The organism is Halpernia frigidisoli, assembly GCF_900113805.1.
Classification (GTDB): domain Bacteria; phylum Bacteroidota; class Bacteroidia; order Flavobacteriales; family Weeksellaceae; genus Halpernia; species Halpernia frigidisoli.
This window is the reverse complement of record NZ_FOQT01000005.1, coordinates 107761-129172: the sequence shown is the minus strand read 5'-3', so window position 1 is coordinate 129172 and position 21412 is coordinate 107761. Positions and strand designations below refer to the sequence as shown.

Sequence of the window (21412 nt, the reverse complement as noted above, 5' to 3'; positions counted from 1 at the left end):
GTTTGGCGCAAGATCTTTCGGCAACTGATACTTCCGAAAGGAGTGTTAAACGTTATCAAAATATTATTAATACTAATAAACAGTTGGTTCGTTTCATAGAATATAGTTTTATATCGAGGGGGATTCCCAAACATATGCGTAATCTTGCGATCATAGAATCTAGTTTAGATCAAAGTCAGGTTTCGGCGGCAGGTGCGGCGGGTGTTTGGCAATTTATGACCGGTCATGCCAATGATTATGGATTAACAGAAACAGATCGTTCAGATATGTTTAAAAGTACAAAAGCTGTGACAAATTCATTGATCAATTTGTACAATAAATATCATAATTGGGTCACTGTTGTGGCGGCCTACAATTGTGGGGAAGGAAATATTAATAGGGCAATACAAAAAGCAGGTTCTAAAAATTATACAGATTTTAGAAGTTTTTTGCCAACAGAAACACAAAATCATGTTCAAAAATATCTGAATGCGTGTTATGCAACTGGTGAACTTGATGCGGTTCTTTCTGATTATTACAAAACTTCTCCAACAAAAGAATCAGTTTCCAAAAAACCAACAGTTGATTATGAAAAATTTAAGGCAAATACGCTGAAAAACCAAGATAAAATAGATCTTGTAGAAACTTCTATAAACGGTGCTTTTCAGATCGATGCAATTTTGAGGTACATTAGTGTAGATAAAACACAATTTTTAAAATGGAATCCCGATATCGAAAAAAATCTTGGTGAAAAGGGTGAAAGCGTTTTGATCTTACCACGTGAAATGATGGATAAGTTCACTATTAATAAATACAGAATTCTTACAGAATCACTTAAAAAATAAAGTATAAAATGGATAATGAGAATTACAGAATACCGCTAAATCCATTGTCAATGATGATGAGCAACGGCCATATTGATACCTGTGGCATCGCAGAAAGTATTGCACAGAATATTATGCTGCTAATCATTACCAAAAAGGGAGAAAATAGATATGATGAGCAGTACGGCAATGATGTTTGGGATCTGGAATTTGATAACGGCGTCACTTCTTCAAGCTGGGAAAATATTTTTGTAAAGAGTCTGCAACGCCAGATCGAGGATTACGAACCACGCTTAACCAGCGCAAAAGTGCAGGCGAGCATTAAGTTTGTTGAGCATAACTATGAAACAAAAGGCTTTCTGGAAGTTAAAAAAAAGGTAAAAATAATTATAAATGCTAAGCTAGATTCTACGGGTGAAGCATATAATTTTTCAACGGAAATTTTTTTAAGTCCAATGTCTATTGATTAAAAAGAAAATTATTTTCTGATTTTTCGTTAAATTAATTTTTTTGCTTTGTAGTAGATTTACTACAAATTTCATAAAACCATTCAATATCTAGAATCGTTTTTATTTTTTACTTAAATTTACTACAAATGAAAACTAGTTTCATTCGCCTTTAAAGTTTAAGTATGGACGAATTATTCACCATTTACGACGTCAAGCCAAACGACACCTTATCAAAAATTGGTAGTGAAATCGGTATGACAGGAGATGAAGTTCGGGATTTTCACAATGAAAATTGCGAGAGAAATGGTTTGATGTATTTTAATAGTTTGGTCGGTATCGAAAAGATTATTCTTCCAAAAAATTATAAAAGTGCGACTCAGATCAAAAAAGAAAATTTGGATGCTGTTCCACCTAAGATTTTGTCCGCAGATTTATACGTTAAAACGTATCAGGTTTTAGAAACTTATGAAAGTGATTTTGAAAATAACATGGAAATTAGTTATACGCTGGATATTCAACTTAAAAAATTAGAGGAAAATCCTGTACAAAGTTTCGTTGCCTCCGTTCATTGTTATGATTTTAAAAAAAACGGAGAAAAGCCGGATGATAAAATGAGTGAACTTTCTATTGCCTGTGCGGAAAGTATTGCACCCATAAATTTTATAATATCTTCTGAAGGAAAGATTTCAGGGATTTTTGAATTTGAAAAACTGCTTAAGACTTTTGTAGAAAAAAGGAAAGAATTAGAAGATTTTTTTATTGGCGAAGTTTATGCAAAACGCATGGATCAGTTTGCGAAAAGTTTAGCTGATGAAAAATATTTTGAAAAACAGATCAATTCTACTTTCCTTTACCAGGTTTTATTTCCAAAAATGGACTGGTTTTATAAAGAATCAGCTTGGAAAGAGGAATTTTATTTAGTTAAAAATTCTTTTGCTTTAAATTGTATCTTTAATGTTAATTTTAATCACTTAAATGAGAATGAAATTGAAATAAATTTAAAGGGAGAAATTGAGGAAAACAGTAGTCTGCAGGAATTGCTAAAAGGTAAAAAATTTAATGACGGAGCGGAAGATGCTGCGGTAGGTTTGGTCGAATTAAAATATAAGACTGAAAAAAAAACCAAGCAGTTATTAAAAGTTGAAGCAGGTATTGCCCTTTTGCAGGACGGTGATATTTATAGAAAGCAGAAAATAACACTTTCAAAAATTTAAAGTTATGGAAGAATTAGACGAGAACAAAGAGAGAAAATTAGACGATTTTAAAACGTCGCCGGCTAATTCGGACGGTGTAAAATTCTCACCGGATTTTGCGGATAACAGCGCCAATATTTCTGAAATTGGAGCAGATGAAGAAGATGAGGTAGTAGATCCGATGAATGGTTTTGATGATGAAGCCGCCAAAGAAAGTTCTGCTGAAAAGCACGAGCCGAATGAAGAAAAGAAGGAAGACAAAAAAGACGAAAAAGAGGAAGACCAAAGTGAGAGTAAAAGCAGCGAGCACGACGGTTATAATTTTGTGATTCCGAGGGGAAAAGCCATGTGTGATAAGGGAAGCACGTTTCCTAATTTTAAAGTCACAAGCCATCAGAAACACTATTGGAATGATGCGGAAGGAAGCGCAGATCATCTTGCTGTGACTGAAGATGACCTGCAGTTTAACCCGCCCGCAACTCCTTTTGGAAGTTGTGCTGTAAAAAACGGAAATCCCTGTACTTACGCACCTGCGGGAAAATGGACAAAAACATACGATAAAGTAAAAGTAATGGGCAAAAGTTGCCTCACAGAAAAATCTTCACTGATGTGTACGGTCGGCGGAAAAATTACTGTTATGAAACACGGGCAACAAAGTGAGGCGGGAAAAAGTAATGTGGCAAACGCAGATTCACGGGAACAGCATATTTACAATCCATTTATGGATTTTGACGAGTTTAAGGAGGAGATTGAAGAAAGTGACAAACGTCATGCCTGGTAAAACATAAAATTTTGAATTATGTCAAAAGGAGGAGTTTATAGAATTAAAGGAGATAAAAATCCAAAAGTTGGAGTGAAAACTTACTATAATGTGGTGGACTGGTATCCTGAAACACCACATAATGAAAGAAATCAATCTTTGGTAACCTGGGAATTGTATGTAAAAAGTGATAATGGCTTTATAAGTACAGGAATAAAAAAGAAAGGGGTAAACTATTTTACTTTTGGACCAGATGCTCATAAATTCTCATATAAAATAGAAGGATATTTACATGAAGCAGAAGGTAAAGAACCGATGGCTATCTTTGTAGAGCCGCAGAAAAACGAGAATCCTCAGCAAGCTGAAAAAGAAATATTAGGTATAAATCTCACCTATCAAGATGGCTCTAAAATTACAAAGACATTGAGCTACATGGATCGGTTGAGAGCAACAGCTAAGTGCCAGAATTTAGCTTTGCACAGCATTGTTTTTAAATTATGGGAAGATGATGAAGCTGAAAGTGGGCACAATTCTAAAAACCAGTTTATCGCAAAATCTCCGCCCAGATTAGTAGACAGCAAAGGCAATGCCCGCTGGGATTTTACACTTTTCAACACCTATATAACTTTAGCAAACAAAAGGGAAGGTGAAAAGAAAAAACATGAATATTATGTAACAGCGGAATACAACGCTAAGATAGAAGCGTCGGAAAATGTAAACATAAATAATCCGGTAAATAAAATTTCAGCCGTGGGTGAAATAAAATCTTTAAGTATTCCTTCTAAAAAACCGAAACCAAAACCCAAAGCGAACACTGCGAAATTTCCTACCAGCGTAAATTCTACAAAACGGCAAAATGATCTGGAAGGCAAAGTTCTAAAGGCAGAATTTGTTGATAGCAAAGGGAACAAAATAACTTCGGCAAAAATTGGAACAAGTACAATTATTAAAATCACCTCCCAAAACCTAACAAAGAAAATTGTTAAAATAAGGATTTGGGAAGATGATACAATTAAGGACGATTTGCTGTTTGAAAAAAAATTAATAATCGCTGGAGATGTTTCATTTTACACTGTGCCACTTACAAAAGCGATGTATGAGAAAGGTGAAAGTTATGAAGTAGAAGGAAATAGTGAAGAATTTTATATTGAAATTGAGCATTTAAGTATCTCCACAGAATCTTCCAGGATAAATGTTGGATTGAATGAAGTGCCAAAGAAACAAGACAATAAAACTTCGCCTGCAATTGTTGCGAAAAAACCGAAAGAAAAATTTGACAAGGTTGTGGGTAATGGTAAGGAAGCTGTTCTGTATATAACCAGCGAAATAGGGACAGAAATTAAAATTGATAAAAACGATAAAATTACTTCTTATCCTGATTATGGTGGTTATAATGGGATGCTTGAATATAAAGAAGGTGGTAAATTATATTGTAAGAAATTACCAAACGGGAAAAGTGCTTTTCCGTTATATAACATGTATATTTATAGAGGTACTAAAGTTGGTGAAGCAATAAAAAAACTAAAACAAGATATTGAATATAATACGCATGAAAACGCAGAATCAACAATCCTGACAGTTGCAAGACACGCCCAAACTAATAATAAAAACTATGGACAAAGCGGACCACTTCCGCCAAACACAATAACAACTTTATATAGAATAAGATATATGCAAGCGTGGAACCACTCTAAAAAAGAAAGTTTTAGATATAGAATTGTTAGTAATAACCTTAGTAATATGAAGCCTGTTGAAAAAATTTCGAGTGAAGTTTCTAATGGAGCAATGTCATTAGGAAGCAGGAGTTCTATTTCACTTGATCCGTGGAAATCTAAAGATTTAATTGGCTGTGTTGGAATTAGAAAGGCAGACGGTACAAATCACCCAAGTTGTGCAAGCGAAATGTCGGATTTATCTGCTTCAAATTATAAGTTTGTTTATCATTCTTTAAATAATTATTTGGAAAGTGTTATTCCTGAACTTAAGGGCGTATATGGTAGAAGAGGATACTCAAGTAATGGAAAAATTGCGGTTGCAACTTCCGATTACAAGGAAGAAATTAAAGTTTTCGTTTTAACTGATCCATTACCAGAAATAAATGGATGTGATTGTAATTTAGAAGAAAGAAGAAAAAAATATTATGGTTCATTTGGAGAAAAAACTGTTAAATATATAAGCGAGCATACCGCCGCAAATAAATTTAAAGGTTTATATATGGTGGCTCAAAGGAGACAAGAGAATGGTTTCAGTCTTAAAACACCATTAAATAATCCAATGAATATTAAAGGAATTGGCGACGATGGTAAAAAATCTTTAGGCACGCATGAAACCATCGACGGAATATATCAATCTGATGTTGGTTCTTTCGCAAAATTTACGTCAGACGATGCCGGATTTGAAGGATATTTAAAACTTTTAGAAAAAAGATACGCGCATGCATATTTATCACTCACTACAAACTCAATGACTATAGAAGATTTTGTAGTAGGTTTAGAAGATGAAGGCACTCTTGGACCCTATGCAACTGGTAAAGCAGGAGATGGGATTTCTGGAACTGAACAATATAAAACTGCTGTAAAAAATAATTTTAAAAGTGTTGTCAAGGATTATAATAAATGGTTAGAATGTAAACTTTGTGCTACAAAAGACGCAGAAGAAAAAAAGAAAATAAAAGAAGATATAAAACTATTAAGTCAATTAAAATGAAATTAGCGATAATATTTTTTAGTTTTTGTATACTAAATACTTCTTGTAAGAGACAGGATAAAGAAAAATGTTCCGATAAAGTTATATTAAATAAAATAAAAAAGCTACCAGCGGTTATAAAAGATAATATAGAACTTAAAAAACAAAATAAATTAATTGTTTATCAGATTTATAATGATACAATAAACAATAAAGTGTATAGAGTTGTAAAAGAAGCAGTAGATGATAAATTTCATATATCTACACTCAATCTCTATTATATAAATGAAGATTGTAATATTTTTTTATATGACACCATTAAAGATTCATTATCACCCATTATAAAAAATCAAAAATCAATGGAAACAAATAGTAAAACAGTAGTGGAATTTACAGATTTATTTAATGATGGAACGAATGTAAAATTCACACCAAACGATTTAAATCAAGACAAACCTGAAATAGAATCTTTCAAAAAGAAGTTAAATCTTTATGAAACAGAAAATCCATTATTAGAAGATTTTGATTCAAAAAATTTATCTACATTAATAAATAATGAAACTTTTTTTGATTTGCAACATTATACTGATAGCAGTTGGTTACAGTATTTTATCACAAAATATAAGATTGATGGTTCCAAATTACATGATTTAATGGATGAAGCCATAAGACAAGAAGATTATAATGCGGTCAAAATTTTAATATCTAATCACTACATTATTTCGAAAAAGGATATTCAAACCTTTTCAGAAACTGAAAAAGATTCAAAAGATAAAATAGCGGAAAATAAAACAGATGGGTATGAAAGTTATTTGGTGGCGAACTCGAAAATTAATCAAATATCAAAAATCTTATATATTAAATTATCAACAAATCACATTCAAGATCCCGACGGCTATACAAATCTCAGAAAAGAAAAAAACTCAACATCAGAAATTTTACAGAAAATAAATACTGGTGAAAAAATTGAAGTTTTGGATAATTTTGGTGACTGGTTTTTAGTAAAAACAAAAGAAGGAAAAGAAGGTTACGTTTACAAAAGCAGAATAAAATCAAATTAAAAGACAAAAAGTATTCGCGAGAATGCTTTTTTTGGTATAGAAGATCATTGACATTTCGAATTGTTCCTGCAAAAGTTGCCTCACAGAAAAATCTTCACTGATGTGTACGGTCGGCGGAAAAATTACTGTTATGAAACACGGGCAGCAAAGTGAAGCGGGGAAAAGTAATGTAGCAAACGCTAACTCCCAAGAGCAACAGGTTTACAATCCATTTATGGATTTTGATGAGTTCCAGGAGGAGATAAGCGAAGATTATTCTAATGATTATGACTAACATAAACTAAGAAAAGATGATTACAGGAACACAAAACCCCGTTGTTGGAAAAGAAGAAATTTATCAGTACAGCGACGGCATAGATCTATTTAATTCCTCTAACGCTACTTACGTCTGGAATATCTGGAAAAAGAAAAGAGATGGTGTCTGGATAAACATCACTAAAAAACCTCCAAAAATGGGACAGAAAGTATCCTTCAAATTTGGAGAAAAAGTGCTGGGTGAGGAATTTAAACTGGAAGTTTTTAAAGCCAGTCCAAAAATGTTCAGCCAAGAGTTTGAAGCGAAATCGGTGGGTGAAATTTTAGTAATTCCAGCGTCAAGTAAAATACCAAAGATCACGAAAGTAGAATTATTATATGTAGATGATACAAAAGGGAAGACTTTTAGTTTTATGGAAAAACTGCGAGCCAAAGCAAATTGTGTCGGCATGTTTCATCAAGATGTTATCTTCACACTATGGGAAGACGATGCGAAAGGTTCTGGACATGATAGTAAAAACCTATTTATTGATTCTAAACCGGGTAAAGTAAATTCACAGGGTTTTGCGATTGCAGAATTTACGCTTACAAAAGCATTGATGCAAAAAGCAATGCTAGGTGAGGCTGATGCAAAACAGTTGGAATTTTACGTTACAGTGGAGTATTTTAAAAATAATAAACATGCCACAAATAATGTAGATGTAAAAAATCCATTTCCTCAAACCCAAAAGCCTGCCGCAGCAAAACCATCAAATCCTGTAAAAGCAAAAGGTTCTCCTGCAGAAAGCAAACCTGCAAGTAAGAAAGAGGAAAAAGGAATAATGGACACCATTTCTGACAAATGGAATGAACTTTGGGACTGGGGAGAAAGCAAGGGAACTGCAACTAAGGAGAAACCTCCGACTGTGCAGAAACCGATTGGGAAAAGTACGGCGATGGTGAAAGCGGTGAAGAAAGATGATAAGAAGGAAGACGGAACTTGTCCAAGATGCAAAATACCAGTTACCGCAGAGCAATTAAAAACAATATTTCCAGATGCAGATATTAGTATATTAAAAGAAACTGCTGAAGCATACAGTAAATATATGAAAGATCTTAATATGAATACTTGTTGGAATAAAGCACATTTTTTTGCTCAAGCTAAAATAGAAGCAGGTACAAATCTCAAATTAAAAACTGGAGAAGGATTTAATTATGCTGTAGAAGCATTGCCTGCTGTTCCATTCAAAGCCTTTCAAGCAAAAGACAAAAACGGACATATCATTCCCAACGATTTAGCATTTAATTATGGTCGAATTGATAAAAATAACCTTCAATTACTACAGTCAAAGTATAATAAAAGCAATTTAATTTTTCAAGCAGCCAATTCCAAATTGATTGCAAATACTGCCTACAGTAATAGAAAGGATTTAGGTAATAACGGTGGAGATGATGGCTGGAATTATAGAGGACGTGGTATGGTTCAGTTAACCGGTAGGGTAAATTATACAAATATAAATACTTATTCTATTAAATATCTAAATATTGATATTTTAAAAGAATTTGAAAAAGTAGGAACAAATATGGAGTTAGCGGTTTTAACTTCTATGGGTTATTTGCATAGAGGAGGAATGCCAGCAAAAGCAAATGGACAATCAGACGAAAATGTAATTAGTGCAATTGTAGGAAATGATGTTTTTAATAAAAAAGGTGAATCTTTAAATCATGTTCCGAAACAAAAGGCTTTCAATGAAATAACATCTAAAGTGTTTAGAGTAAATGATTGTATATATGGAAAAAAAGATGAAACAAAGAAAGGAGATAAAAATCAATATGATATATATGTAGATACTTTTGAAGTTAAAAAAATAACATCAAAACCAGATAGTGATGATTATGAATACAATGTTTATATGAAAGGAACAAAAATTAAAACCTATACACTTACAAAAAACCGCCATAATCTATTACCATTTCCAGAAACTGGTACAAATTGGGGAAGATTTGGAACAAGAGACAAAGGCGGGGATAATTGGATTAATGAAAAAATATGTGCTGCACTATTAGGATTCTTTTACTCATTACCAAATTACAATGGATATAGTAAAACTCTTTACTTTAATGATATATCTGCAAGCGATGGAAGAAATATTGGGCATGCTGGACATGACTTGGCTGGTAAAGATGTAGATATAAGATATCCCGGAAGTACAAGTGGCGGACAAACTTTCTGGAGAGACGCCATGAAAGCGTATAAAAGTGAAGCCGACATCGTAATTGAATTAGAAAATATAATTTCTATTGGAGTGAAATGGAAATTTACTAAAAACTATGCCTATAAAAAAGGCATAAAAAATACAACTGGAAAAGCAACAAGTGTTCATCAGGATCATTTCCATTTGGGATATAGATAATTAATAATTTTATAAAAATGAAAAATATTATTATATTAATTTTTGCAACCACAAGTTTAATAAGTTGTCAAAATAAAAAACCAGAAACTAAAATTAAACCTGAAAATATGGATATAAGCCTAATAAAAACACACTTGAAACTTCAAGAAAAAATTGAACTTTCTGAAAAAGATACAGATACCACTCATTTATATCGCTTAACCGATACAGATATTGAATTGGGAGGGCAGATTGTAGAGCAAGGAATGAAAAACAGTGGGTATAAAAGTCCAAATAAAGAGAATTTTGAAAAAAGGGTAAGAGAAATTTTTGAAACTAATTGTGATTGTAAATATGCAGGAGCAAAAAAACACTCCAATTTTGCAACGTATATCGTGAACTCTAATCAAGAAAATAACATTTTAAAAACGGAATACGATTACACGTATAACCATATTTTTGCGTTTCCAAATTATAAAGTAATTTCTAATTTACCTTTATTACACGACATTGTTGAAGTAAATAATAACACCTTTAAAATTAATTTAGATCAAAATACGATTGCGAGAAATAAGTATTTTTTCAATGACAGCAGAGCAGACTTAACTTGGTTATTAATTAATGACAAAGAATTTTTAAAAACCTTGCTTATTACTTTTGGTTATGATAAAGAAGAAAAAATAAATGCGTTGGTAATAAATGAATTATATGGGCAATATTCAACAGAAATTCCTTTCAGCAATGTTGATAAATTAGGAGAAATGTTCTTTGTGAAAGATTGTGATGGGAAACTAATAATTAGAGAACTACTTTTAAAATACGTTTCAACAAGTACTACAAAAGATGATGACAGATTTATCTACGCTTTGAGTTCATATGCAGCAGATTTATTTTCAGATGATGTGAATAATATTTTTGAAGAGAAACCCTCAAAAAAATTCACAATGGAAGAAAAAGCAAAAATAGTAGCCTACGTTGCAAATATAGAAAGTCCGGCTTTTTATAAATTCAAACCAATGAATAGCGATAAAGCATGGCATAATGCAGGAACTACCTTATATAATATTACAGCGGCACAGCCGGAAATACTTAGAATTATTGAAAAAAATAATTATTATGGTTTGCAACCTTTAAAAGATGTAATTGAAAGTGATCAATTTGCTGAAGAAGCGCCAATAAGTAATTAACTTTTGAGAATAAGTTTCGATTTATTCTATTTTGAAAAAATACTTTTTGTTATGAAAACCTTATTTTCTTTATTAATATTTATTTCTGTGCTTACAAGTTGCAAGCAAGAAACAAAAAACTTTAGTAAGATTGAATTGACCAAAGATTCAATAGGTGTTATTAAATCAAAAGATGCAGTAAATACGCTTAAAGAATTTTATTTTGCATTCTACGGTTCAGACAAACCTATAAACGATAGGAGATTAATGCATAAATATGTTTCCGAAAGAGTATTAAAAAGAATAGATAGTTTAACCGCGAATCCCGAAAATATTATTTTAGATTATGATCCATTTATTAACGCTCAGGATTTTGATGGAAAAGTCATTAAAAAAACATTGGAAATAAGGCCATTAGAAAATCCTAATGAATATAGGGCAAGTTTTCTATTATTTGGAGAAAAAAATGAAAAGCAAACAAACATAGATTTTTTACTAAAGAAAAATAAGGACGGTAAATTATTAATTTATAGTATCTTAAGTGATAATTATCTAAATTTTAATTCAATCAAGACAAAGGAAAAAATTGTCAATGATGATAAATATACATCAAATACAATAACAAACAAAGAAGAAATTATTAATTCATTGGAATCTAGCTACAAACTGATTCAAAGCAAACAATATGATTTGAACGGAGATGGTTTCAATGATATTTTCCTTGTCTTCGAGCCAATAAAAACGTTTACGCAGGAAGACGAAATTACTTTAGATTCTCCAGTTTACATATTAATGTCCGATGGAAAAAATAAATTCCATGTCTTTAAAAATAAAAATATAATTTATACATTCATCCCGAATTCTCCCGCTGAAGGGTTTAGAAATTTAACCATTAAAAATAATTTTTTTACCATAGAACAACAGGAAGGTTCTGGTTGGTTCTTTATAGATAGCTATACAACTTTTAAATATGATAAAATTACGAAAGAAATAGTTTTAACTAAATATGGCGAATCTTTTACAGACAGAAGAGATCCAGATAAGGTGATTCCAGACAAAGTACTAAGGAATGGAGACTTAAAAAAAGTATCTTTTATAGAATTTAATTCTGAGACGATAAATAAAATTAAGTAAAAGCATTCAGAAAGATGCTTTTAAAAAGAGAAGTTCTGGAGAATTTACGACAACCAATATAAAAAAAATAGGAAGAAGCGATTTTACTTTTGGAGAATCTTCTGTGGGAGAAACTTATAAATTGCAGGCTTATCTTTACAATGCGGAAGGAGGCGGATTAATTATTACCCCAAAACCTGCCAAAATTCCAAAAATAAATAAAGTAGAATTATTTTATGTAGATGATACTAAAGGAGTTATTTTCAGTTATATGGAAAGACTTAGAGCCAAAGCCAACTGTGTGAATATGTTTGGGAAAGAGTTAATTTTCACACTTTGGGAAGACGACGCAAAAGGTGCAGAACATGATGAAAAAAATCTACCAATTGCCTCACAAAAAGCGCGGGTAAATAAAAATGGTTTGGCAACAGTGGATTTTTCATTGACAATGGCTTTAATGCTAAAAGCTTCACGAGGCGAACAAGATGGTCAGTTAGAATTTTATGTAACAGTAGAGTTTTACAAAAACAACAAACACGCCACCAACAATGTAAATGTAAAAGGAATACCAATCTCTTCCCCAAAAGAACAATCAAAACCAAAAGTACCGCCCAAAGCAAAAGGTTCTCCTTCGGAAAGCAAACTAGCAAGTAAGAAAGAAGAAAGTGGTATAATGGCAACGATTTCTAAAAAATGGGACGAACTTTGGGATTGGGCAGAAGGAAAAGGAACTGCAACTAAGGAAAAACCGCCGACTGTGGAGAAATCGAGTGGGAAAAGTACGACGGAGGTGAAGGAAGTGAAAAAAGAGGATAAAAAAGATGATAAATGCCCAAATTGTAAAAAAGAAATAACAATTGATGAAGTTAATAAAGTATTAGGAGATAAAGAAGACCAAGAATACAGAAAAAATATTATTTTGTTGTTAAACCAATTTATCAATAAAAGAAAAGGAACAAAAGGAGAATTACATATAAACACTTGTTTGCGTAAAGCACATTTTTTATCTGAAATTGCTACAGAAACATCTCTTTTAGAAAAAAAACTTACAGAAGGAAATACACCACCTTATTATTCGGAAAATAATATTAAAAATTTATGGCCTGGAAAATATAAAGATTTAGTAAATAGTGGTAAATTATCTACAGTTGCATCTGAAAGACCACAAAAGCAATTGCTGAATTTTGTTTATGGGAAGAAAAATGGGAATAAAGGTGGAGACGACGGATGGAATTACAGAGGAAAGGGTTTAATTCAATTAACTGGAAGAACTAACTATAATGATGCAAGTGTTTTTCTCAAAAAAGTATTCCCAGAAGAATATGTTGATTTAGAAGCAAATTATGATAAAGTTGCAGAATTAAAATATGCTGTTTTAAGTTCTATTGCATTTTGGGAAGGAAAGTCAATTTATAATATTGCGGATATATCTAAAACAAAAGAAACTGTTCCTAATGTAAGATTCTTTATAAATAGTTATGATAAGAATAACTCACATACCAAAAAATATTTTGAGAATGCTATTGAAGCATTCAAAGTTACAGAATGTAAAAAAGATAAGGTTGAAAGTAAAAAATCAAATAGTAAAGTACAATTAGATTTTGTGGGTAAAACAGCAAAGGAAAGTGCTTTATCAGAAAAAACAAAAAATATTTTGAGAGAAGTAGGTGAAGCTTCAGGAACTTATTATATAGCAATAACAAGTACTGCAAGAACACCTTATGATCAGGCAAGGATTATGTATGATAATTGTAAAGCGAATCTAAAGGAACAAAGGACCACTTATAAAGCACCAGGTCAAAGAGTTATTGATGTTTATGTAAATAATTCTTCTAAATCGAGAGATGCAGTAATAAAATTAATGGAGCAAAAAATCAATGAATTAGGACCATCTACTGTTTCTAAACATTTAGCAAACCCTGAAATCGTAAATACTTTTGATATTTCTTACGGTAATTTGAAAGATAAAACTAAATTTTTAAGTGAAATGACAAAGCGTCCCGAATTAGATGTAATATTAATTGAAAACAATTGCTATCACACCCAAATAAACCAAAAATAGTAATCATGAAAAACCTAATCATAATTAGCACGTATTTTTTCTTTTTATCAGGTTGCAAAAAAGAACAGATTGTTTCTGCCCAAAATACTATAAGTACAAAAAAAAAACCTGATACTGTAAAAATTGAGGACAAAAATATCGTTATTTTTATAAATCCAACATTACCATATATTGACAGTTTAAAAAATTCATATAAAAATAAAGATGATTTTTATACCGTTGCAGATGATGCTAATTTTTATACCGCTGAAGCGGGAGATTATATCATTAAAAAAGGTGTTGATACAATTAATATCAATAATCGAAAAATATTAAAAATAGGTACAAAAGTTATAAATATTTCTAAATACAAACCTTGGACATTATTGCTTTATAAAAAAGGAGAATCACAAGTAAAAAATATTTTTTCGCTGGATATTGAGAATGAGTTTTCAAATTATTATGTAAAAAATAAAGAAAATAGTGATGGTGATTTAGAAAGTGTATTAATCAATAATAAATTTAATCCTTCAAATATTCTATTTAAAAATGAATTTGATTTTAATACTGATGGGTTAAAAGATTATATTTTAATATTAAACAAAGAAGATAATCTGAAAACGATTATTTTAATTGAACGAACGAAAAATAATTATTCATTATCATTTGCAAATGACAATGCAATTCCTTGTGAAGAGTGTGGTAATGGTGCAGAATCATTTTATGATTATAAAGTTGAAAAAGACAATATATTCTTTAGTTCTTCTTACAAATCAAATGAAAATATTTATAAAATAGATTTTAAATTTAAAAATAATAAAGACAATGCTTTTATTCTTGATAAAGTTATTATTTATAAAAGCGAGATTGGAGAATCATCCGAAAATAAAATCGTCTTAGATAAAAGCACCTTCGGTTTAAAAACATTAAAGGATTTCAATTATTCTAATTTTATTTCAAAATACATTCTTAAATAAATCCAAAACCCGCCAAAAGAAAAACCCACAGTAAAAAGTTCACCTGCAGAAAGCAAACCAGCAAGTAAGAAAGAGGAAGTCGGAATTATGGAAACGATTTCTAAAAAATGGGACGAACTTTGGGATTGGGGAGAAAGTTTGGGTACTGCGATAAAAGATAAAATGCCTACTTTTTCTGTGCCGGAGGGGAAAAGTCCTGCGGTGGTGAAAGGGGAAAAAGCAGAGAAGAAGGAGGAAAAAAATAAAAATGAATGCTGTATAATTGATGCAGAATATTTCGTTACAAACTATGAGAAAGAGTTCCCCCAAAAAGACAAAAAAGGAAATGCAATACCACTATCTTCGGTTGTAAAAAATAGTTTAACAAAGGTTTTCAAAAGTATTTCTGAATATTATGGGAATGAAAAGAAATGTTGCAATAAGTATAGGATTGCTTACATGCTAGCTACTGTAAAACATGAAACTGGACACACCTTTAATCCTGTTGAAGAAGCTAATTGGTTAAGCTGGAAAGTTAGAAAGAAATATTTTGAAGAGATGTATGATCCAATTTTAGGAAAAAATGAAGCAAGGAAAAATAAGGCCATTGAAATTGGTAATACTTCTCCTGGAGACGGGGTAAAATATTATGGTAGAGGTTATGTACAAATCACAGGGAAAACTAATTATCAAAAAATGAAGGATAAATTTAATGTAAATTTTGTAAATGACGTGACGAAAGTAACAGAGCATGAATGGGCAATGAAGATTTTGATATATGGGAGCGAAGATGGTGTTTTTACTGGAAAAAAATTGTCTAAATATATAAGTGATAATAAACAAGATTATACCAATGCAAGACGAGTAATTAATGGAACTGATAAAGCAGGAACAATTGCTGGATATGCTGAAAAAATTGAAAAATGTTTGAAAATTAAAGAATGTAATTGTGGTGATTTAGCAGTAAAAAAAGAGGAGGCTAATTCGACAATACCAAAAAAAGAATATGATGTGGATAATGCAGTTTCAAAACTAAATGTAAATGCTGAAACAAAGTCATTGGGAAAATGTGCAAAATATGTGAGATTGGCTATTAATGCGGGTGGAATAAAAAATATATTTGGACACGCTACAGAATATTACGATTCTGATAAATTACTAAAATATGGTTTTACTAAGGTAGGAACAAATTTAGATTCTGTAAGTTTAGAAAAAGGTGACATTGTTGCTTTCGGATCAGTTAAAGGACATCCTTACGGTCATATCTCAATGTGGAATGGAACAAATTGGGTTTCAGATTTTAAACAAAAATCTTTTTGGGTGGCAAAACAATATTCTATCGATAAGAAATATGCAATCTACAGATGGCATGAGTAGATTTCTACTCAATTTATTAAAATTTTAAAAAATCAATTTTTGTTATGAAAAACTTATTTTCTTTATTAATATTTATTTCTGTGCTTATAAGTTGCAAGCAAGAAACAAAAAACTTTAGTAAAATTGAATTGAAAAAAGATACAGTTGGTGTTATTAAATCAAAAGATGCAGTAAATACACTTAAAGAATATTATTTTAAATTCTATGGTTCAGACAAAACTATAAACGACAGGAAATTGTTGCAAAAATATGTTTCCGAAAGAGTATTGAAAAGAATAGATAGTTTAACCGCGAACCCAGAAAATCTTATTTTAGATTATGATCCCTTTATAAAAGGTCAAGATTATGATGGAAATGCAATTAGAAAAACTTTAAAAATAGAACCATTACAAAATGAAAACGAATACAGAGTGAGTTTTTCACAATTTGGTACACAAAATGAAAAATATACTGACATAGATTTACAATTAAAAAAAGGCAAAAAAAATAATTTTGTAATAGATGCTATTTTGAATGATGAATATTTAAATTTTAATAAAAATTCTAAAAAAAACGAACATATTAAATTTTACGTTTTAGATAGTGCTAAACTACAATTGCAAAAATACAGCTATAAAATATCTGTTTTAGAAAAAAATGAAAATAAAAATAAAGATAATGTTCAACATAATTCAAACCCAATAATCCTTTTTAAAGGAAATCAAAAAATTTCTGAAAATGATAATTTAATATTTTCATATAATGATAATTGTCCTGCAGATGGATTTCAACGGATAGTCTCAAAAAACAATTACTTTACAATTGAACAAACATATTGTAAAGACTTTTTAATTGCACATTCTTATACCACTTTCAAAGTAAATGAGAATGGAAATATTATTCTGTATAAATATGGAGAAGAATACAATGATAGAAGTAATCCTGATAAAGATATTAAATCTGTAACAAAAACTTCAAAAGATTTTGGAGATATAAAATTTGAGAATGTAACTGAAAATTTTCTTCACAATTTAATTCAAAATTGAATTTTTTGAAGAAGGCGCCTCAGATGATGACAAATACAAGAATCCGAAAAAAGCACGGGTAAATAAAAACGGAATTGCAGAAGTAAAGTTTAATTTGATGGAATACGCTTCGCAACCACTATTAATGCAGGTTTTTAATTTTAATTCTAAAACGATAAAGAAATTTTTTGTTACCGCAGTTTACGACAATAAGAAAGCCACAAACAAAGGCGCGGTAGAAGCGAGTGACGGAAATACACCAGAACAAAAAAAGATGATTTTGAGAGTATTTTAAGTAAAACTTCTGAAGTTTTAGGAGAAGGGTGGAAGAATATTGTAGAAGCGGTTGAAAAAGCCATAACGGCGTCGAGTGTTGATAATCAACAAACTGAGAAAGATAACATTGGTGGTTGTCCGAGATGTAAAAACAATTTTACCTTAGAACAAATTAAAGGAATTTGTGTTGGCAAAAAAGATAAAAATGGAAAAGAAGCATCTCTAATCAAAGATGATACTTTTATTAAATCTGCTTTACCATATTTAAATGATTACAGAAAAAAAGCAGGAATAAACACATGTATAACAAAAGCACATTTCTTAGCACAGATTTCTCAAGAAACCAAATTTTATGATCTCCAAGAACGCTTTAAATATACAAATCCTGAAAGAATGCGAAAGTTGTTCTATTCTTATTTTAAAAAGTTTGGCACGTTAGAAAAGCAACAAACAGAATCTAAAAGATTGTCAGATTTATCACTTAATTCCATTAACTGGATGGAAGTCGCAAATGCTATTTACGGAAAAACTCATCCTAATGGAAAATATAATACAGATAAAGATGACGGTTGGAGATATAGTGGAAAAGGATATAAACAGATTACTTGGCGTGATAATTATTCTTCTCTGCAAGTTGTCGCTAAAAATACTTTTGGAGTTGATGTAACTTGGATTGATAATGACAATCCTTATAAATTAAAGAATAACCAAAAGGATGCAATCCTTTCTGGATTAGCTTTTTGGAAACTAAAAAATATAACTGGAGTTGCAACTGAAATTAGCGATACTGCGGTAAAAAATGTAACCTCACTTATAAATCCAGCGTTAGCAGGATTAGATGAAAGAAAAAGATTCTTCAAAAAAGCTGTTGAAATTTTAGAAGTCGAAAAATGTAAACCAAAAGGAAAAATTAATATTTCTGATGAAAACGGAACAGTTGTAATAGTTTCAGGTACGGATACAAAAATAGAAAAGGATGCTTTTAAACCAACTGAATTTTCTTGGGTTATGTATAAAACTATTGTATTTAAAGACATGTCTTTGAAAACATATTATGAATTAGAAAAAGATAATCAACTTCCTTCGCCTGACTACGCAACATATTTAAGTAGAGATACACATCAAACATCAACTTCTAAAGGAAAAATTTTAAAACATTCTGATAAAAGATTTGGTCAGTATAATGAAATTCCTCCCGGTGAATATTTTTTAGTACCAGGTGTTTCTGGGCAGAAATATAAAATTTATGTAATTGATTCTGAAAGTAAATCAGCTGCTTCTGAAAATGGCATTGATGGACCAGATGGTTCAAGAGGTGGTGTTGCACTTCATCAATATTCGCCACGTTTTTCCGTGGGATGCTTTACATTTAATTCAGGAAAGAATACGAAACCAATACAAGATTTAATAGACAACATTCCCGATTTGCCAATTGGAGATAAAAAACCAGTAAGGTTTATTATTGAGCCTCGCAAAATTACAGAAAGCACTTGGGACGATTCAAGTTTTGGAACTAAAAAATGGAAAGGAATTTAAAATAAACTTGAATATGAAAATAATAAATTTATGCATCACAAGCATTTTTTTCCTTTTTCTTTCCTGTAATGGACAAGATAAAGATAAAAGTAAAAGTGTAGAACAATCAAAAATAAACAAAAAAATGAATTCTTTAAAAGAAGCACCTTATAATATTTCTGACGAAGGCGACGGAACAAAATCTAATTATGACAATCTTTCGCTAGAGTTTATTAATAAAGCGAAAAAAATACTAGAACAAAGAAGATTTCAATTTCCAAACGAAGAAAACTTTAATTTAGGAATTCAAGAAGTTTTCGGTTTTCAACTTTCTGAATATCAAAATATAATTTTTGCATTACAACCTTCAATGTTTCCCGAAGTTGCAATAAGAAAAGAAAATTTTGTTTTTATACAAGATCCGAGTGCTAATTCACCTGAATATTTGAATCCTGATTTATTATATCATTTCAATTCATATATATTTTATAATACACCAGTTTCCTATCTTTGGCTACAAACTCATGAGCAAGATGTTTTGTATAATTTGGTTATACATTACGGATATAACAAGGATAAAAAACTTGTTCAAACTGTTTTTAAAAAATTTGATTTCAACAGTTTATCTAATATGGAAGAATTAATTTTCAAAGATGATAATTCTCGAAAAATATTAAAAAAAGATATATTTGATGATATTGAAAATATAATATATAAAGGCCCTGTAGAAGATTTTTCTTATGCAAAAGAGGGGAATGGTTATTTGAGAATTGGTGATATTATTGATAAAATTTCTTTAAATCCTCAAGAATATGTCGAACCTGACCAAATCAAATCTTATTTATTTGAAAGAGAGTTAAATGTAGGAATACAAGGTGATATTGAAAGTTATCTTAATAAAAATAAAAACTATAAATCTATTTTAGAAAAAAATAACTATTATAATTTACCAAAACTGAAGGATTACGTGGACGTAATTTATCAATCTCCAAAGGATTTAGAAATGGAAAATACTACTTTTACCATCCAGGACCCAGATGGTTTTACCAACCTCAGAAAAGAAAAAAATTCCACTTCAGAAATTTTACAAAAAATAAAATCCGGAGAACATATCGATGTTTTAGATAATTCAGGAGATTGGTTTTTAGTAAAAACAAAAGAAGGAAATCAAGGATATGTTCATAAAAGCAGAATAAGATTTAATTAATAAAAAAAGCATTCGAATGAGTGCTTTTTTAGGATCACGTTCATTGAAATTTCGATAAAAAACCTTCCTGAAAAAAGAAAGTGCAATTGCAACCAGGGCTTCAAATTCCCAAAATTTAAAGTTACCAGTCACCAAAAATATTATTGGAATGATGCAGAAGGCAGCGCAGATCATCTGGCTTTTACTGAAGACGATTTCCAATTTAATCATCCTGCAACACCTTTTGGCAGTTGTGCGGTAAAAAACGGCAATCCCTGCACTTATGCACCGGCAGGAAAATGGATGAAAACGTACGACAAAGTAAAGGTAATGGGCAAAAGCTGCCTCACCGAAAAATCTGAATTGATGTGTACGACTGGTGGAAAAATTACTGTTATGAAACATGGGCAACAGAGTGAAGCGGGGAAAAGTAATTTGAAAAAAGCAGATGCAATTGAACAGCATATTTATAATCCGATTGTAAATTTTGATGAGTTTCAGGAAGAAACCACTGGAAACGAAGCAGAAGTTTGGTAACAAATAATTAGAAGTTATGGCAAAGAATGGAGTTTCAGCAATCTCGGGAATAACAGCACCTGTTGTGGGTGAAAAGCAAATTTATAATATTGTAAGTTGGTATCCATCAACACTAGATTCAGATAAAAATCCTGAAAAAGTAACCTGGGAACTTTTTAAAAAAAGAAGTTCTGGCGAATTTACAACTACCAATATAAAAAAAATTGGCAGGAGTGATTTTACTTTTGGAGAATCTTCTGCAGGCGAAACCTATAAATTGCAGGCATATCTTTACAATCCAGAAGGCGGCGGATTGATCATTACCCCAAAACCTGCAAAAATCCCGAAAATAAACAAAGTAGAATTATTTTATGTGGATGATACCAAAGGCAGTATTTTTAATTTTATGGAAAAGTTGCGGGCAAAAGCCAACTGCGTTAATATGCTTGGAAAAGAATTAATATTTACACTTTGGGAAGACGATGCTAAGGGAGCAGGACATAATTCAAAAAATCTTCCGATTGCAACACAAAAAGCACGCGTGAATCCGCAGGGTTTGGCAACGGTGGATTTTTCACTTTCACCACTTTTAATGCTTAAAGCGGCAAAAGGAGAACAGGATTCAAAGTTAGAATTTTACGTTACGTAGAATATTTTAAAAATAATAAGCATGCTACAAATAAT

19 protein-coding genes are annotated in these 21412 nt (G+C 30.9%); all 19 read left to right on the top strand.

Features of this window, described 5'->3' with window-relative positions:
• Positions 1-2: 2 nt before the first annotated feature.
• Entirely contained in the window at positions 3-824 is an 822-nt protein-coding gene (locus tag BM238_RS12885) for a lytic transglycosylase domain-containing protein (protein WP_233741966.1), read from the top strand.
• A gap of 8 nt (positions 825-832) precedes the next feature.
• Complete coding sequence (locus tag BM238_RS12880; RefSeq protein WP_090082040.1) at positions 833-1273, top strand: GPW/gp25 family protein; 441 nt, start codon at positions 833-835, stop codon at positions 1271-1273.
• 161 nt (positions 1274-1434) lie between these two features.
• Positions 1435-2466, top strand: a complete 1032-nt coding sequence (locus BM238_RS12875; protein WP_090082036.1) for a hypothetical protein — start codon at positions 1435-1437, stop codon at positions 2464-2466.
• A 4-nt stretch (positions 2467-2470) separates the two neighbouring features.
• Positions 2471-3226 carry a DUF4280 domain-containing protein gene (locus tag BM238_RS12870; protein ID WP_090082032.1) on the top strand — a complete coding sequence of 252 codons (756 nt, stop codon included), beginning with the start codon at positions 2471-2473 and terminating at the stop codon, positions 3224-3226.
• Between the two features lie 18 nt (positions 3227-3244).
• Positions 3245-5911 (top strand): hypothetical protein, encoded by a 2667-nt coding sequence (locus tag BM238_RS12865; RefSeq protein ID WP_090082028.1) that lies wholly within the window; start codon positions 3245-3247, stop codon positions 5909-5911.
• Entirely contained in the window at positions 5908-6951 is a 1044-nt protein-coding gene (locus BM238_RS12860; RefSeq protein WP_143093397.1) for an SH3 domain-containing protein, read from the top strand. The genes BM238_RS12865 and BM238_RS12860 overlap by 4 nt, the downstream gene beginning before the upstream one ends.
• A gap of 130 nt (positions 6952-7081) precedes the next feature.
• Positions 7082-7225, top strand: coding sequence for a hypothetical protein (locus BM238_RS12855; protein WP_177205476.1), 144 nt, complete (start codon positions 7082-7084; stop codon positions 7223-7225).
• A 16-nt stretch (positions 7226-7241) separates the two neighbouring features.
• Positions 7242-9599 (top strand): hypothetical protein, encoded by a 2358-nt coding sequence (locus BM238_RS12850; RefSeq protein WP_090082023.1) that lies wholly within the window; start codon positions 7242-7244, stop codon positions 9597-9599.
• 17 nt (positions 9600-9616) lie between these two features.
• Positions 9617-10765, top strand: a complete 1149-nt coding sequence (locus BM238_RS12845) for a hypothetical protein (protein WP_090082019.1) — start codon at positions 9617-9619, stop codon at positions 10763-10765.
• Between the two features lie 51 nt (positions 10766-10816).
• The gene (locus BM238_RS12840; protein ID WP_090082016.1) at positions 10817-11878 is read left to right on the top strand and encodes a DUF3828 domain-containing protein; all 1062 of its coding nucleotides are present in this window, start codon (positions 10817-10819) and stop codon (positions 11876-11878) included.
• A gap of 103 nt (positions 11879-11981) precedes the next feature.
• Positions 11982-13919 (top strand): hypothetical protein, encoded by a 1938-nt coding sequence (locus BM238_RS12835; RefSeq protein WP_090082012.1) that lies wholly within the window; start codon positions 11982-11984, stop codon positions 13917-13919.
• A 5-nt stretch (positions 13920-13924) separates the two neighbouring features.
• The gene (locus tag BM238_RS12830; protein WP_090082008.1) at positions 13925-14875 is read left to right on the top strand and encodes a hypothetical protein; all 951 of its coding nucleotides are present in this window, start codon (positions 13925-13927) and stop codon (positions 14873-14875) included.
• Positions 14876-14962: 87 nt separating this feature from the next.
• On the top strand, positions 14963-16231 hold the full coding sequence (locus BM238_RS12825) for a hypothetical protein (RefSeq protein WP_090082005.1): 1269 nt from the start codon (positions 14963-14965) through the stop codon (positions 16229-16231).
• A 128-nt stretch (positions 16232-16359) separates the two neighbouring features.
• Positions 16360-17256 carry a DUF3828 domain-containing protein gene (locus BM238_RS12820; protein ID WP_177205475.1) on the top strand — a complete coding sequence of 299 codons (897 nt, stop codon included), beginning with the start codon at positions 16360-16362 and terminating at the stop codon, positions 17254-17256.
• 97 nt (positions 17257-17353) lie between these two features.
• Positions 17354-17530, top strand: a complete 177-nt coding sequence (locus tag BM238_RS14440; RefSeq protein WP_177205474.1) for a hypothetical protein — start codon at positions 17354-17356, stop codon at positions 17528-17530.
• Positions 17531-17976: 446 nt separating this feature from the next.
• Positions 17977-19047: a hypothetical protein gene (locus tag BM238_RS12815; RefSeq protein ID WP_143093396.1), complete on the top strand. Its 1071-nt coding sequence runs from the start codon at positions 17977-17979 to the stop codon at positions 19045-19047.
• Between the two features lie 13 nt (positions 19048-19060).
• Positions 19061-20233 carry an SH3 domain-containing protein gene (locus tag BM238_RS12810; RefSeq protein ID WP_143093395.1) on the top strand — a complete coding sequence of 391 codons (1173 nt, stop codon included), beginning with the start codon at positions 19061-19063 and terminating at the stop codon, positions 20231-20233.
• A 33-nt stretch (positions 20234-20266) separates the two neighbouring features.
• Positions 20267-20749, top strand: coding sequence for a DUF4280 domain-containing protein (locus tag BM238_RS12805; RefSeq protein WP_090081990.1), 483 nt, complete (start codon positions 20267-20269; stop codon positions 20747-20749).
• A gap of 16 nt (positions 20750-20765) precedes the next feature.
• Positions 20766-21377: a hypothetical protein gene (locus tag BM238_RS12800; RefSeq protein WP_090081987.1), complete on the top strand. Its 612-nt coding sequence runs from the start codon at positions 20766-20768 to the stop codon at positions 21375-21377.
• The last annotated feature ends 35 nt before the right edge of the window (positions 21378-21412 follow it).

Bases quoted from the DNA above. Each gene is read 5' to 3' on its own strand.
- BM238_RS12875 (WP_090082036.1), top strand. From the start codon at position 1,435: ATGGACGAATTATTCACCATTTACGACGTCAAGCCAAACGACACCTTA.
- BM238_RS12855 (WP_177205476.1), top strand. From the start codon at position 7,082: ATGAAACACGGGCAGCAAAGTGAAGCGGGGAAAAGTAATGTAGCAAAC.
- BM238_RS12825 (WP_090082005.1), top strand. From the start codon at position 14,963: ATGGAAACGATTTCTAAAAAATGGGACGAACTTTGGGATTGGGGAGAA.
- BM238_RS12850 (WP_090082023.1), top strand. From the start codon at position 7,242: ATGATTACAGGAACACAAAACCCCGTTGTTGGAAAAGAAGAAATTTAT.
- BM238_RS12840 (WP_090082016.1), top strand. From the start codon at position 10,817: ATGAAAACCTTATTTTCTTTATTAATATTTATTTCTGTGCTTACAAGT.
- BM238_RS12800 (WP_090081987.1), top strand. From the start codon at position 20,766: ATGGCAAAGAATGGAGTTTCAGCAATCTCGGGAATAACAGCACCTGTT.
- BM238_RS12845 (WP_090082019.1), top strand. From the start codon at position 9,617: ATGAAAAATATTATTATATTAATTTTTGCAACCACAAGTTTAATAAGT.
- BM238_RS14440 (WP_177205474.1), top strand. From the start codon at position 17,354: ATGGAATACGCTTCGCAACCACTATTAATGCAGGTTTTTAATTTTAAT.
- BM238_RS12830 (WP_090082008.1), top strand. From the start codon at position 13,925: ATGAAAAACCTAATCATAATTAGCACGTATTTTTTCTTTTTATCAGGT.
- BM238_RS12870 (WP_090082032.1), top strand. From the start codon at position 2,471: ATGGAAGAATTAGACGAGAACAAAGAGAGAAAATTAGACGATTTTAAA.
- BM238_RS12880 (WP_090082040.1), top strand. From the start codon at position 833: ATGGATAATGAGAATTACAGAATACCGCTAAATCCATTGTCAATGATG.
- BM238_RS12860 (WP_143093397.1), top strand. From the start codon at position 5,908: ATGAAATTAGCGATAATATTTTTTAGTTTTTGTATACTAAATACTTCT.
- BM238_RS12810 (WP_143093395.1), top strand. From the start codon at position 19,061: ATGAAAATAATAAATTTATGCATCACAAGCATTTTTTTCCTTTTTCTT.
- BM238_RS12865 (WP_090082028.1), top strand. From the start codon at position 3,245: ATGTCAAAAGGAGGAGTTTATAGAATTAAAGGAGATAAAAATCCAAAA.